Source organism: Enterobacter sp. 200527-13 (assembly GCF_027924865.1).
Taxonomy (GTDB): domain Bacteria; phylum Pseudomonadota; class Gammaproteobacteria; order Enterobacterales; family Enterobacteriaceae; genus Enterobacter; species Enterobacter ludwigii.
On the sequence record NZ_BSCM01000001.1, the window covers coordinates 321,909 to 335,354 of the forward strand.

The following is a 13,446-nucleotide window of genomic DNA, read 5'->3' on the forward strand; positions in this document are numbered from 1 at the left end:
TACTGCCCGTGCGGTACTGCTTTACTCAAGAAAGGTCATTTCGGGCAACCTGTTTTCAAACCTTTATCATGGATACCGGCTCTAACGTGTACCTGTGGCAGCCGTACGCGCAGGTATAATGCCAGCCAGCTTTACCAACCAAGTACAGTATGCGTGTTGCCCATCACACAGCAGTAAGAAAGCACTCCAGTAAATACCAAACGAGCGTAAAAAAGTGTACTCTTTTGATTAAAATCAGGGGCAACAGGTTAACCTTTGTGATATTTCCTTTCGATTAAAACGGAATTCGCCATGCCTAAACGTATAAAAAACAGCCGCTGGTCAGGTTATGACCCCCGCTACATCTATTCTCTGGTCGTTCGCCGTTATTTTGTTGAGATGAAGACCAAAACAGAAATTGCCGAAGAACTCGAGATCTCACGATTCAAGGCCGCGCGCCTGATCGATGAGGCGATCGAGCAGGAATACGTTAAGTTTCTTTTTCCCAAACAGCAGATGCTTGATGAAGAAGTGGCTCATAATATCTGCGAGAAATACGGCCTGCAAAAAGCCGTCGTGCTTTCTGTATCAGAATCCTGGAACAGCCAGGAAGAACTAAATGAGAAGCTGGGTGGTATCACAGCCAGCTACCTGGGCAATTACCTGACAGGGGGTATGAAGGTGGGTATTGCCTGGGGGCGCGTTCTGTCCAGTACCGTGAGTCAGCTGACCAGCCTCCCTGCTTTAGATATTGTGCAGCTTTCAGGCGTACATCCGGGTATTGAATTCAGTCAGGGTCCGATAGACCTGATACACCGGCTGGCAGCTATCTCTCAGGGAAAGGCACATCCCATGTATGTCCCCATGTGGGTGGATGATGAAAATCTGGCAGAAAAACTGGCCAGCGATCCTGCAGTGGTTGACACCCAACAGTATTATTCGTGCCTGGACGTTGTTATTACTGGTATTGGCGCCTGGAAAACCGGCTCGTCAAGCCTGTGTGACATTTTTCCCGAAGAATGGCAGACACCACTTTTCCGTGATGACATCGCGGCTGATGTTTGCATCACGCTCGTCAACAGCAAAGGAGAGATCCTTGACAGCCCGATAAGCCGGCTGGGATTCGGTATTTCCACTGAGCAACTGCGAAGTGCGAAAACAGTGATTGGCGTGGCGGGAGGAGAGCAGAAGTATGAAGGTATCGTAGCCTCTCTTAAGTCAGGCCTTCTTGATGTGCTGATCACCGACTTTGATACAGCTGTAAAGCTGGTCAACTCCTGATAAGCCAGGAAAACACCGGTCTCTCTTTCAATACGGGGCACTGCCGGCGCCCCCCTTTGAAATTTCATGACGCAGCGACAGTGGCTCAAATTCGCGAAAAGCCCATACAATCAGATTTCCGTTCATTACGCCTGCAGTTGTCAGGACATCCGCTGAATTACCACTCCGTGATTTCAGGCGCTTTCGCAAAGATACCATGCGAAACAGCTAATCAGCCGTAAACAGATATATTCCTTTTTAATTCAGTCAGTTGATATAAATAAATGGTCATATGGTATTCAGCCATTCGCTCATATGAGCATTATATATTTCGCTCTCTTGTTTATTACTGTGATCGACCTATAACTTTTGCTCTCTGCTTGTTTCCGCAAAACACCGGCATGCTATAAATGCTCATATGTATATATGTATGTGCTCACTTGAGCAAAATTAAGCTACTGGGAGAAGTTATGGATACAGTACTTATCAGCGTCACCGATGGCGGCGACTTCAAAAGTTATGACGAGGTGCTGCAGCATATTCATGAACGGCAGAATGCTGCGGGGACAGTGAAGGATACCTATCTGGAGGCACTACGCGAGCGTGAAGCCATGTACCCGACGGGTATTTTGCTTGATGGCTATTCTGTGGCGATCCCGCACTGTGACAGTACGCATGCCAACACACCTTCTGTTTACATTATTCGTCTGCCTGAGCCCGTTGAAGTCGGTCAGGCTGATGGCGATGATAAATTACCGGTACGACTTGTCATCAATTTAGTGGTTACCAACCCGTCTAATCAGTTGCAGCTGTTGAAATCCCTGTTCAGCAAGCTGCAGGACAAAGGTTTCTATCAAAACCTCCTGGAACTGCCGTCTGAAAAAGCTGAAGCATTATTTATTTCAGAAATCATGCAATAACCTTACCGGAGCAAAATTATGATTACTATTCTTGTCGCCTGCGGAAGCGGAGTCGCCACCTCAACACTTGCTGCTGATGAGGTGAAATCTGTTTGTGCTGAATACGGAATCTCTCAGTACAAAATAAATAAATGCAGCATGTCAGAACTGCCTTCAGAATTGCAGCATGCCGATGTTGTTTTAACAACGAATAATTATAAAGGTGATATTGGCAAGCCTCACATGAGTGTCGCGGGTTTTATCACCGGCATTAATGAAGGCGCGCTGCGAAAAAAACTTGGTGAATTACTAACTGAGCTGATCCGGAAATAATAACAGATTAAGAGGGGGTCAGGATGGAAATGTTAAAAAGCATAATGCTGACGATAACAGGTATGGGTGCTACCGCTATCCTGCCACTTGTCATCTTTATTTTAGGCCTGGTTTTCCGCATGAAAGTCGGAGCGGCCATCAAATCAGGCATTACCGTCGGTATCGGCTTTATCGGACTGGGTCTGGTTGTTAACCTGCTGAGCACCTCCCTGCAGCCTGCCATCGCCTATTATTCGAAAATTGGCAGCGGGTTTACCGTTGCTGATATTGGATGGCCCGCAGTAGGCGCAGCGGCATGGGTTGCACCTTTTGCGGCTCTGGTTGTGCCTGTCGGTATCATTCTTAACCTGCTTCTTGTTCGCCTGAAGTTAACCAGAACGCTTAACGTGGATATCTGGAACTATATGCACTTCCTCGTTCCTGGTGCGCTGGCTTACTTCGTGTTTGACAGTTTCTTTATCGGTTTTGGCGTAGCCGTGGCCCTGAGCGTCATCGCGCTGTTTATCGGTGATTTAATAGCTCCCCGCTGGCAGAAATACTACGGTCTGGAAGGAACGACCTGCACCACCATGATCCACATTGGCTGGACATTACCTTTTGCGCTGCTGGTCAATAAAATTATCGACGTCATTCCTGGCCTGAACAGACTCGACCTCGACCTGGAAAGCGTGCAGAAACGACTGGGCGTATTTGGTGAGCCCGCCATCATTGGCGTCATGGTCGGGTGCCTGCTCGGGATCCTTACCCGTCAGCCCGTGACAACTATTGTACCCATGGCAATGGGCGTTGCCGCAGTCATGGTACTGCTGCCCAAAGTTGTGGGCGTGCTGATGGAAGGTCTGTCTCCGATTGGCAAAAGCGCCAAAGAAATTATGCAGAAGCAGATGGGCAAGGACGCGGAGTTGAACATTGGTATGGACTGTGCGCTGGCGCTGGGTGACCCGGCCACCGTTACCGTTACCGTTATCACCATTCCGCTGACCATGCTCTGCGCACTGGTATTTCCGGGCATCATGATTTTTCCCATCGGTGTGCTGATGTCGATCATCTATATGACAACCATGACCGTGATGGCCAGTAACGGAAACGTCATCCGCGCCGTTATCTCCACCTTACTGTTCAGCATTGTTGTTATGTATTTAGGCGGCTACGTGGCGCCAGGCGCAACGCAGTTCCTGCACGGTGCCGGCGTAGGTTTACAGGGGCAGGGCACTGACTTTGTACTGACCGGCCCGTGGGAAGTACTGACGTACTGGCTGAGCACGGTATTCCACTGATTTGAACAATGAGGTTTGCTTACCATGGCACAGATTTTACCTTCAATTTTCGGAGCAAATATCCTGCGACTGCAGGATGAGATTCGGTTTCTGGAAAATGAGAATACCGACATACTGCACGTTGATTTAATGGACGGTTCTTATGTCAGTAATATCGCATTTGGTCCGAACCAGATATCCGCAATGAAAAAAGTCAGCAAAATGAAATTTGATGTACATATGATGCTGGCAGATCCGCAAAGACATATTGATGATGTTATCAGTACCGGTGCAGAAATGATTTCCGTACATTATGAATCAACTCCGCACGTGCATTTTATTTTACAGAAGATCCGCCAGGCCGGACGTAAAGCCGGGGTAGTAATTAATCCGGGTACGCCTGAAAACGTACTGACCTATCTACTGGACGATATCGATTACATTCTCATCATGACCATTAATCCGGGACAGCCAGGCCAGGTCTTTATTGAAAAAAGCCTGGAGAAAATCAGGAATACACGGGAAATGATCGGCGACCGGAATATCCTGATTGAGGTCGATGGCGGCATTAACCTTGCAATAGCAAAAAAAGTCCGGGAAGCCGGTGCGGATTTAATTGTCGTCGGCGGCGCACTGTTTAATGAGAACCCGGAATCGAGCTACCGGGAATTAAAAGCTGCTATGAACTGATTTAAGCCTTTATTAAAGAAAAGTTGATTGCATAAGCAGTCGTGATTCAGGTCATCCGGCTGGGAACGTCCTTCCCGGTCGTAAAAATTCAGGAGAAAATGCTGATGGGTAATTTTGCAGGAAAGGTTGTGTTTATCACCGGCGGTGCGCACGGTATCGGAAAAGGGATTGCAAAACAGTTCGCGGATCGTGGTGCCCATACCGTCATCGCTGATTACAATGAAGCCAACGGTATCAGAACCGCTGAAGAACTGACGTCCGGCGATGTAAAATCACTTTTCATCAGAACGGATGTATCTGACCCGCAGGCTCTGGTCGATGCGCGTAATAAGGTTTTCGCAGCGTATGGGCGCATTGACGTTCTGGTGCTTAATGCAGGTGTAGCCTTCGCTAACCGGGTCAGTGATATCTCTTTTGAGGAGTGGAATAAGACTCTCTCCATCAATCTGACCGGCTTGTTCAATACCGTTAAGGCTTTTTACGATGATTTTCTCACCAATAAGGGGGCCATTGTTTACATTTCTTCCGGTTCAGCGCTGTCAGGAACCGGTGGCGGCGTGAGCTATCCGGCGAGCAAAGCAGGCGGGGAGGGGCTTATCCGCGGCCTGGCAAAAGAGCTGGGACCGAGAGGCGTTAACGTTAACGCTATTGCACCCCGCCTGATTGATACCGGCGAAATGATGCGTGTTAACTATCCGACGCAGGCCGATCTGGATGCGGTGCTGGAAAAAATTCCGGTCCGCCGCCTGGGCACCATTGATGACGTGGCAAACCTGGCCATTTTTCTCGCTGATAAATCAAACTCCTACATCCAGGGACAGACCATCCTTATGGATGGCGGCCGTACCATTGCCTGACCGGGAGCTGAAAATGAGCGTACAGGAATACACACGAAGCATCCTCAGTGAATTAGAGCAAAATGCGCAGAAAATTGATGAGGATCAGGCGATGCAGCTGATTGCCCGGATCCGCAGTGCGGGACACATTTTTCTGCAGGGAGCCGGACGCAGCGGAGTTGCAATCAGGGGGTTTGCTAACCGGTTAATGCATCTGGGATTCTCGGTGAGTGTGGTGGGAGACATTTCGTCTCCACGTGCCCGTCCGGGTGACCTGCTGATTATTGGTTCCGGCAGTGGCGAAACCGGTAGCCTTAAAAGTCTCGCGCAGAAAGCTGCAGAAAGTGATATCGGCGTGGCGCTGGTGACCATGAAGAAAGACTCGTCAATTGCCAGACTGGCCGGCAGCATACTGGTTTTACCTGGTGCAGTGACAAAGGAAAACGATCACAATCCGGTACCGTTTTCCCAGCCGATGGGCTCTGCATTTGAGCAGCTCTGTTTCATTACTTACGATGCCATTGTGCTTGAGCTGATGGCTCAGCTGGGAGAAACCAGCAAAACCATGGCTGCACGGCACGCTGACCTTGAATGACGTCACAGAGCGCTTCTACGGAAGCGCTCTGTGCATGGCACACTTTTAAAAGACCGGCAGGTTGCCGAGATTATCGCGTGTCGTACTATTAGGATCAGTCGTAAGGTAAATATCGTCTATGACGTGAACATTCGCGCCATAAACCCACTGCCCTTTAACAAGCGTGATCGTCTTAAACGTCGCCTTACCGGCCTTTATCAGCTCGGCAACAAACTGTCGCGAGTTGATGAAGGCGTCTTTATTTCTCTTGCCAGCTTTGATGATTTTAACGTACTGAATGTGCTGCCCTGTACTGTCCCTGCGTATACCCGAGATATAAAAGTCTGCCATGTGACTCTCCTTCGTGACTACACCGCGTAACCGCGTTCCACAGCCTGATATTTGTTCAGACGGGTGAATTTCAACCATAACACTTACCATTTACAGGGATATATTTCGACAGCCTTCTGCTGCAAGAAATGACATCTGTTCAGCGACCCACTGCGGATCGTATATTCAGGGGTAAAACAGGTGAGGAAGCAAAACTGCCAGTCAGGCTGACAGCCTGACTGGCATCAGGTGCCGGAGGGGATGATTTAAGGTTCAGCGTGTTCCCATGCAGCTTTGCGCAGGTCCGCAGGTTTAAGCTCTTTTGCCGGGACAATCACGCCATCACATTTACCGTGGCGGAATACCGTGATGTTGTCCGCGACGTCCAGCAGTTCCTCTTCCTCGCTCGATACCACGATAACGCAGCAGCCTTTATCCGCCAGCTGATGGATGATGCGGTAGATGTCCGCTTTCGCACCAATATCGACACCTTTAGTTGGTTCATCCAGCAACACCAGGTCCGCGTTTTGCGCAATAACCCGGGCCAGCAGTACCTTTTGCTGATTCCCGCCAGAGAGGGCCTTAATCGGTCCATCCAGCGATCCCCGCGTATTCATTTTGCCCAGCAGCTCTGCGGCAGCCTGCCGCGCCGCGCCGTGACCCACAAAACCACCGGAGCGGAATTTTTTCAGAACCGGCAGCGTTGCGTTCGCATAGCTCGACATCTGGGGAATAAACCCGTCCTTTTTACGCTCCTCGGTCAGGTAGGCAATGCCACGGGAAATGGCCTTTACAGGTGATGAGGGATGATATTCCCTGTGTCCCACCCGGATTTCACCACCGGTGACGGTTTCCAGTCCAAACAGCGTCTGACACAGGCGCGTACGGCCTGCACCGGCCAGTCCATAGACTCCAAGAATCTCCCCGCGGTACGCTTCAAGGTTCACACCTTTAAGGCGATCCGTATGCAGGTTACTCACCGACAGCCAGGGTTTACCCAGTGCCCCCCGGATCAGGCCGCGGCTGTTTGAGGGAGCCTGATACGCATTTGCGTCGCCGACGATTGCGTCGATAATGGCGCTCTTGCTCAGCGTTTTTTTACCTTCGTTATAAATCACGCGGCCGCCGCACATCACGGTAGCCTCATCGCAGACGCCCAGCACCTCGTCCAGCTTATGCGATACCAGCACCACGCCAATCTGTTTCTCGCGCGCAATGCGCTGTACGGCCTGCAGCAGCGCGTCTGCCTGCGCACCCTCCAGCGCGGTCGTCGGTTCATCGAGAAAAAGAAAACGTGCGTCACGATCGAGATTAGATACCACTTCCAGCATCTGCTTGTCCGGATGAGAGAGGTCCCTGACAAGATCGGTCGCGCTGAAATCCAGGTGGTAATCACTCAGCACTTTCTCAGTATGTGCAATCATGCTGACATCATCGATAAAACCGTTGCGCTTGCGGCGCTCACGCCCGAGGAAAAGGTTCTGCCATACGCTCATACCGGGAATAAGCCGGAGTTCCTGGTAGACGCAGGCAATACCGTGGCTGAGCGCATCACGTGGCGATGCAAGGCGCACCGGCGTAGCACCAATCATCAGCTCCCCGTTATCCGGCATATTGACGCCAGCCAGTATTTTCAGCAGCGTTGATTTACCCGCGCCGTTATGGCCGAGAAGGGCGTGAATTTCACCAGGTTTTACGCTGAAATCCACACCATGAAGGACCTGCACGCCTGAAAAACCGATTTTTATCTGCTTCGCCACATAACTCATAACTGTCTGCCTTTTACTCAGTACGCTGAACCCATAACGGAGGCCGCGTTGTCTTTAGTGACCAGCAGCGGTGGATTGTTGATCATGGCCGGGACCTGTTCACCGCCCAGGCTTTTCCGGACGTTTTCAACCAGTATCTGAGCAAGCTTAACGGGTTCCTGAATCGCACCGGCTTTGAGTATGCTGTTATCCTGAACGGCTTTAACACCTTCTTTATCTACAAAAGCATACAGCTTCACTTTGTCACTGACGCCCAGCTGCCTGATGGCCGCCAGTGAACCCAGTGCGGAAGGTTCGGTGTCTGAATACACCACGTCAATCTCCGGCCTGCCCTGCAGCATTTCAGTGGTCACTTTCAGAGACGTGGTTTCTTCCACCTTTCCGTTAACCAGCGCAACAAACTTAATATTTTTACTGGACGCGACGGCGGCTTTGAACCCCTCATCACGGGCGTTTGCGGCTATTGAGGTCGGTTCTCCCACTATCCCGACCGTTGCCGGGCTGTTTTCACCGATGTCCTTCAGCAGCTGCTGCCCAATGAGCCTGCCACCTTCCCGCTGATCGGTCTGAACCCCCTGCACCAGGGTGACGTTCTGTTGTTTGAGTCCCGCTGTATCAGGGAGGATGTTGATAGCAAATGCCGGGATTTTTGCCTGATTGAGCTGGCTGATAATTGAAACGCATGGCCCGGACGAAACGCAGTTCACCGCAACCGCATCCACTTTCTGCTCGATGAAGTTCTGCACCTGCGACAGCTGTTTGGCATCGTCATTATCAGCAATCGAGATTTTGACGTTCATCCCCTGAGCAGCAGCATTATCCTCAAAGCTTTTTTTCATGGCCACATAATAGGGGTTGGTCAGGTTCGGAAGCGTCACGCCGAGCGTTTTTTTGCCGGTGCCAGCAGTGCTTTCCGCATCGTCCCGGTTACAGCCGGCCAGCAGGCAGGTCAGGGCGACGATCGCGGCTGTTGCGGTGAGTGTCGTACGCAGTTTCATGTTTATCTCCTGGTAAGGTACAGGTCAGGGGGTTAAGACGCGTTATTGTTGTGTTTTTTGTGTTTTTCGTGGTTTCCTGACTTTAAGCCAGGGGATCACGATTTTTCTGGACGTGCGCAGAGTATCGAACGTCACGCCCAACAGGATGATCAGCCCGATAACCAGCGGCTGCCAGTATGCGCTGACATTCAGTACGTTCATCAGATTGGATATAGCGGCAATCAGCATTGCCCCAATCATCGCGCCGATGAGGCTGCCGGTGCCGCCAAAAAGGCTGACGCCGCCCACAACCGCACCCGCGATTGAGAAAAACAGCTCGTCACCACGGCCCGCTGTCGGATATCCGGTCATCAGGCGCGAGCCGTAAATCAGTCCGCCGCATGCTGCGCAGAGTCCAGAAATGGCATAGACCAGCAGGGTGATACGCGGAATGCTGATCCCTGACAGACGTGCGGCATCTGCGTTGCCGCCGACCGCATAAATGTGGGTACCGGTGATGGTACGGCGCAGGAAAATCACGCCAATAATAATGGCCAGCAGCAGGGCTATCACCGGAAACGGAACGCCCAGGGGTTTTGACTGACCGATAAGGCTGTAACCGATTTGCGTCACGCGGATCGACTCGGCTCCGGTGATAATCTGCGGAATGGATGCCGCCACGCCCATCATTGCAAACGTCACAATAAAGGGAGGGACGCCGGTACGTTCGATGATCAGCCCATTAACCAGGCCGCTCAGAGCCCCCACCGCCAAAACCATGGGTACGGCAAGCTGCCAGGGAATACCAAATTTTTCCATCAGCAGTGCTGCGACCACGCAGGTCATGGCCACGATCGAGCCACAGGAAAGGTCAATCCCGCCGGTCAGCAGAACAAAAGACTGACCCAGGCACAGGAAACCGATGACCGCGCCGTTAAGAAGTAAAACCATCATGTTGGATACGGTCAGAAAATTAGGCGTGGCGATAAAGCCACCCAGCATAACCAGTAAAAAAACCACAGCGATCCCCGCTTCAGCAGGCACTTTAAGTGGCTGTCTTGGGGGTTTGATTTTAGCGGGTGTGCTCATTGAACTCATTGCAGCTCTCCTGATAAAGCGTTGGCATAGTTAACGTAAGCATCAAGAACATGGCGCGCATCCTCCCTGGGATCGGCGACTTTCACAAATGGCCTGAACCAGCGTTCGGCCATTTCAGCATTCGTACATCCCAGTACAGCAGCGGCCGCCTGAATGGCTGCCCCGGCGGCGGCCGTTTCTTCTACCGGAGAAACCCAGACCGGTTTGCCCGTCAGGTCAGCAAGGATCTGGCGGTAGGCACGTGACTTCGCCCCACCGCCGGTGACAACGATGTGCCCGTCATCACAGAAGCCATGCTGTTTCAGGATCAGTCCGCCAGCCAGAAGGCCGCACAGCACGCCTTCCACGGCAGCGCGGGCCATATCTTCTCTGGTTGTGGTGGTGCGTAATCCGCGCATGTGCCCCGTAGCGTCGGGAAGGTTAGGCGTGCGCTCGCCATCCAGCCATGGGACAAGCTGCAGACCGTTGGCGCCGGTAGGTGAACTCAGTGCAAGCGCATCGAATTCATCAGTGGTAACACCCAGCAGGGTGCGGAACGTATCGGTTACCTTCGCGGAATTCAGCGTGGTAATCATGGGAATGAAGCGATCGGCCGCGTCTGCATAGCCGTTGATAATCCCGGTGCTGTCGGCTATTCCCGTCGGGGTTATGCCGTACAGCGTACCGCTTGTGCCGATTGATATGCCGGTATCACCGGATTTCAGGTTCATTCCCAGCGCAGCAGACATATTATCGCCAGTTCCTACACCTACAACGGCACCGGCAAGGTCTTCCAGGCCCGGGATCAGCTTCACCACACCGGCAGGCTGATGCGAGGGAATAATGGCAGGCCAGAGGGAGAGCCAGTCAATTCGGTTGTTTACCACAGCAGCGAGCTCAGGCTCCCAGCTATTGGTGAAAGGGTTGAAGTAGCCGGTCCCGGATGCACCGCCGCGTTCGCACACAAAACTGCCGCTGAGGCGATAAACCAGATAGTCAAACGGCAGCATAATGCGATGACACTTTTCCAGCAGGCCGGGGCAGTGATGCTCGGTCCACGCCAGTTTTGAAATGGTCATCGCCGGTCCCGGCACCGAACCGGTAAGGCGAGCCCACTCTTCAGGGGCAACTTTCAGGCACAGCTCGTGTGCCTGGGTAGCAGACTCAGTATCATTCCAGAGCTTGGCGGGACGCAGTGCCCGGTCATCTTTATCAAGCATGACCAGGCCGTGACCCTGCCCACCGACAGCAAGCCCTGCAATACGGGGCAGCCATGCTTTGAGCTCATCCAGAGCCGAAGTTAATGCGTCCCACCAGGCCTGCGGATCCTGCTCACTGCAGGGGGGCGTCGTCGGCGGATGCGGCTTACGGGCCTGAGCAATCACGTCGCCACTTTCAAGGCTGCGCAGCATAACGGTACAAGACTGAGTCGATGAGTCTATCCCCGCAACAAGGTCCCGCTTCATTGAACTACCTCTGAACGATTTCTGAGAAATGACTGAGCTGAATGAAGGCATCATGAGACTAAAAACAGCTGAGACGGGATACTGCAAGTCCAAGTATTTTTGCTCATATGATCACTTTAGTTTGCTCGTTTGTTAAAAGCAGACAATACCGCTATGAAATCATCCGTCAATGGACGTTATACGGGAACGTTACGCAGCTCTCATTTTTGTCATATAAGGCACGTTTGAAGCATGAAATACTGATCCGGAAAGTCTTAATCAATGGCGTTAAAATGCAGAAAAATGCACCGATAAACTTAGGGGAAACAATCTAATACATACCGTTTTAAGGAAAATTATTTTCAATAAAGGAGTTGCAGAACTCGATTGTCAAAAATCATCAACGATGAAGGGGGGGAATCAAAATAGAAATAATGTATAAAAAGGAGCTTAGTAACAGGTTAGGGAATTCAGAGGGCTTTGTTAAAATTAATTACTAAGTTTTTTGCAAAAAATAGAAATTAAACTTTATCGTGTTCTGAAAAAAATTCAGAGATGTGAGCAAATTAAAGAAATAATTTGTTCATAATAATTCCAGGTAACTCATAAGCTGTTTCATAGCCTTTCCTGACTCAGGAATAAATAAGGAATACTTGCTGGTGAATCAGTGGGCTGCGCAAATAAACCTCCACTATTGTAAAATATTTTTTGATTATTACCAGCACCAGCAGGAAATAAAGGGAGTAACGATGCACACGCAATTCTGATGAATTACGTGTGCTTTCAGTAAAATTATTCAGTTGCGAAGCGTGAAATTGAAAGCGACAAAAGGTGAGCCTGGTCTCGCAGGGCATTTGCAGCTGCTGAAGACTCTTCAACGAGGGCGGCATTTTGCTGAGTGACACTGTCCATTTCCACAATGGCCTGACCTATCTGCGAAATGCCCATATTCTGTTCTTCAGACGCGTTGGCGATCTCATTCAATACGCCGGTCATGTTATTGACTGACTTCACCACGCTTTGCATGGTAATACCAGCCTGTTCAACCAGTATTGAACCGGCATGTATCCGCGTTACAGAATCACTGATGAGTGTGTCGATTTCTTTTGCAGCATTAGCACTTTTTTGGGCAAGGCTTCTTACTTCACTTGCCACCACCGCAAATCCTCTTCCTTGCTCTCCTGCGCGCGCAGCCTCTACGGCAGCGTTAAGTGCCAGGATATTTGTCTGGAAAGCAATACTGTTAATAACTGAGGTCAGTGAGTTCAGCATCGAAAAAGTTGCCGGGCGCGTTCCCACAATCGTCAGCGTTTCCGATCTGACTACAGCTAAGTCTGTGCAGCGCGCGCGTTTTGCAGAAGCGAAAGGCGCAGATGTCGTGATGGTTTTGCCCGCCTCTTACTGGAAGCTGAGCGCAGATGAAATTCTTGGTCATTATCAGGCCATCGGCAGCAGCATCAGCATCCCCGTCATGCTTTATAACAACCCGGCGACGAGCGGCATTTACATGTCCCCGGAGCTCATCCTGCGCATTGTGAATGCGGTTGAAAATGTCACGATGGTAAAAGAAAGTACGGGTGATATACAGCGCATGCATAAACTGTATCAACTCAGTGACGGACAGATACCTTTTTATAATGGTTGCAATCCTCTGGCGCTTGAAGCGCTGGCTGCAGGAGCCACGGGATAGTGTACTGCCGCTCCCAACCTTATCCCGCAGCTAAATCTGGAGTTGTATCATGCTGTGAAAAGTAACGATCTGCAAAAAGCGCGTGAGATTTTTTATAAGCAGTTGCCTGTGCTTGATTTCATTCTTAAAGGTGGTCTGCCAGCCACAATCAAAGCGGGTCTGCGTCTCAACGGTCTTGAAGCTGGCGATCCGCGCCTGCCGGTCCAGCCACTCAGTGAAGCAGGGTGTCAGCAGCTTAAAAATATGCTGAATACGCTTTGTTGAGATTAATTTCCCTGTAAAACCCCAGACATCACTGGCGGTTTGTTTAAGATTTCGCAAACTGTCTTTT

At 50.8% G+C, this 13,446-nt stretch carries 12 protein-coding genes and 2 pseudogenes; 8 read left to right on the top strand and 6 right to left on the bottom strand.

The genetic code is table 11. The features are described 5' to 3' along the window. Positions 1-291 precede the first annotated feature (291 nt). The 7 genes from QMG44_RS01445 to hxlB all read left to right on the top strand — a co-directional run bounded on the left by QMG44_RS01445 (position 292) and on the right by hxlB (position 5,848). Complete coding sequence (locus tag QMG44_RS01445; RefSeq protein ID WP_114268498.1) at positions 292-1,260, top strand: sugar-binding transcriptional regulator; 969 nt, start codon at positions 292-294, stop codon at positions 1,258-1,260. A gap of 449 nt (positions 1,261-1,709) precedes the next feature. Beyond that, positions 1,710-2,159 carry a PTS galactitol transporter subunit IIA gene (gene gatA / locus QMG44_RS01450; RefSeq protein ID WP_114268499.1) on the top strand — a complete coding sequence of 150 codons (450 nt, stop codon included), beginning with the start codon at positions 1,710-1,712 and terminating at the stop codon, positions 2,157-2,159. Between the two features lie 18 nt (positions 2,160-2,177). Then, entirely contained in the window at positions 2,178-2,471 is a 294-nt protein-coding gene (locus QMG44_RS01455) for a PTS sugar transporter subunit IIB (RefSeq protein WP_114268500.1), read from the top strand. A 23-nt stretch (positions 2,472-2,494) separates the two neighbouring features. Further along, the gene (locus QMG44_RS01460; protein ID WP_029571193.1) at positions 2,495-3,748 is read left to right on the top strand and encodes a PTS transporter subunit IIC; all 1,254 of its coding nucleotides are present in this window, start codon (positions 2,495-2,497) and stop codon (positions 3,746-3,748) included. A 24-nt stretch (positions 3,749-3,772) separates the two neighbouring features. Then, on the top strand, positions 3,773-4,417 hold the full coding sequence (gene rpe, locus QMG44_RS01465; protein WP_114268501.1) for a ribulose-phosphate 3-epimerase: 645 nt from the start codon (positions 3,773-3,775) through the stop codon (positions 4,415-4,417). A gap of 104 nt (positions 4,418-4,521) precedes the next feature. Further along, complete coding sequence (locus QMG44_RS01470) at positions 4,522-5,274, top strand: SDR family NAD(P)-dependent oxidoreductase (RefSeq protein ID WP_114268531.1); 753 nt, start codon at positions 4,522-4,524, stop codon at positions 5,272-5,274. Positions 5,275-5,287: 13 nt separating this feature from the next. After that, positions 5,288-5,848 carry a 6-phospho-3-hexuloisomerase gene (hxlB, locus tag QMG44_RS01475; RefSeq protein WP_165453302.1) on the top strand — a complete coding sequence of 187 codons (561 nt, stop codon included), beginning with the start codon at positions 5,288-5,290 and terminating at the stop codon, positions 5,846-5,848. A 45-nt stretch (positions 5,849-5,893) separates the two neighbouring features. On the opposite strand, the gene QMG44_RS01480 is transcribed toward hxlB, so the two are convergent. From QMG44_RS01480 to QMG44_RS01505, 6 genes and pseudogenes are all read right to left on the bottom strand, one after another. Next, a complete protein-coding gene (locus QMG44_RS01480; RefSeq protein ID WP_126488719.1) occupies positions 5,894-6,178 on the bottom strand; it encodes a DUF3892 domain-containing protein in 285 nt (94 codons plus the stop codon). 245 nt (positions 6,179-6,423) lie between these two features. Beyond that, positions 6,424-7,926: a sugar ABC transporter ATP-binding protein gene (locus QMG44_RS01485; protein WP_126488717.1), complete on the bottom strand. Its 1,503-nt coding sequence runs from the start codon at positions 7,924-7,926 to the stop codon at positions 6,424-6,426. Positions 7,927-7,943: 17 nt separating this feature from the next. Beyond that, positions 7,944-8,924 carry a substrate-binding domain-containing protein gene (locus QMG44_RS01490; RefSeq protein ID WP_126488715.1) on the bottom strand — a complete coding sequence of 327 codons (981 nt, stop codon included), beginning with the start codon at positions 8,922-8,924 and terminating at the stop codon, positions 7,944-7,946. Between the two features lie 42 nt (positions 8,925-8,966). Then, entirely contained in the window at positions 8,967-10,001 is a 1,035-nt protein-coding gene (locus QMG44_RS01495; RefSeq protein ID WP_126488713.1) for an ABC transporter permease, read from the bottom strand. Next, complete coding sequence (gene xylB, locus QMG44_RS01500) at positions 9,998-11,446, bottom strand: xylulokinase (RefSeq protein ID WP_126488711.1); 1,449 nt, start codon at positions 11,444-11,446, stop codon at positions 9,998-10,000. The genes QMG44_RS01495 and xylB overlap by 4 nt, the downstream gene beginning before the upstream one ends. A 771-nt stretch (positions 11,447-12,217) precedes the next feature. Next, positions 12,218-12,694, bottom strand: a pseudogene (locus QMG44_RS01505) (methyl-accepting chemotaxis protein); the annotation flags it as partial. A gap of 31 nt (positions 12,695-12,725) precedes the next feature. Here QMG44_RS01505 and QMG44_RS01510 point away from each other — a divergent pair. Beyond that, positions 12,726-13,379: pseudogene (locus tag QMG44_RS01510) on the top strand (dihydrodipicolinate synthase family protein). Positions 13,380-13,446: the final 67 nt, after the last annotated feature.

What these genes read in the sequence shown, in the direction of transcription:
- rpe (WP_114268501.1), top strand. Translation starts at nt 3,773, where the DNA reads ATGGCACAGATTTTACCTTCAATTTTCGGAGCAAATATCCTGCGACTG.
- QMG44_RS01470 (WP_114268531.1), top strand. Translation starts at nt 4,522, where the DNA reads ATGGGTAATTTTGCAGGAAAGGTTGTGTTTATCACCGGCGGTGCGCAC.
- QMG44_RS01460 (WP_029571193.1), top strand. Translation starts at nt 2,495, where the DNA reads ATGGAAATGTTAAAAAGCATAATGCTGACGATAACAGGTATGGGTGCT.
- QMG44_RS01455 (WP_114268500.1), top strand. Translation starts at nt 2,178, where the DNA reads ATGATTACTATTCTTGTCGCCTGCGGAAGCGGAGTCGCCACCTCAACA.
- xylB (WP_126488711.1), bottom strand. Translation starts at nt 11,446, where the DNA reads ATGAAGCGGGACCTTGTTGCGGGGATAGACTCATCGACTCAGTCTTGT.
- QMG44_RS01445 (WP_114268498.1), top strand. Translation starts at nt 292, where the DNA reads ATGCCTAAACGTATAAAAAACAGCCGCTGGTCAGGTTATGACCCCCGC.
- QMG44_RS01495 (WP_126488713.1), bottom strand. Translation starts at nt 10,001, where the DNA reads ATGAGTTCAATGAGCACACCCGCTAAAATCAAACCCCCAAGACAGCCA.
- gatA (WP_114268499.1), top strand. Translation starts at nt 1,710, where the DNA reads ATGGATACAGTACTTATCAGCGTCACCGATGGCGGCGACTTCAAAAGT.
- QMG44_RS01485 (WP_126488717.1), bottom strand. Translation starts at nt 7,926, where the DNA reads ATGAGTTATGTGGCGAAGCAGATAAAAATCGGTTTTTCAGGCGTGCAG.
- hxlB (WP_165453302.1), top strand. Translation starts at nt 5,288, where the DNA reads ATGAGCGTACAGGAATACACACGAAGCATCCTCAGTGAATTAGAGCAA.
- QMG44_RS01480 (WP_126488719.1), bottom strand. Translation starts at nt 6,178, where the DNA reads ATGGCAGACTTTTATATCTCGGGTATACGCAGGGACAGTACAGGGCAG.
- QMG44_RS01490 (WP_126488715.1), bottom strand. Translation starts at nt 8,924, where the DNA reads ATGAAACTGCGTACGACACTCACCGCAACAGCCGCGATCGTCGCCCTG.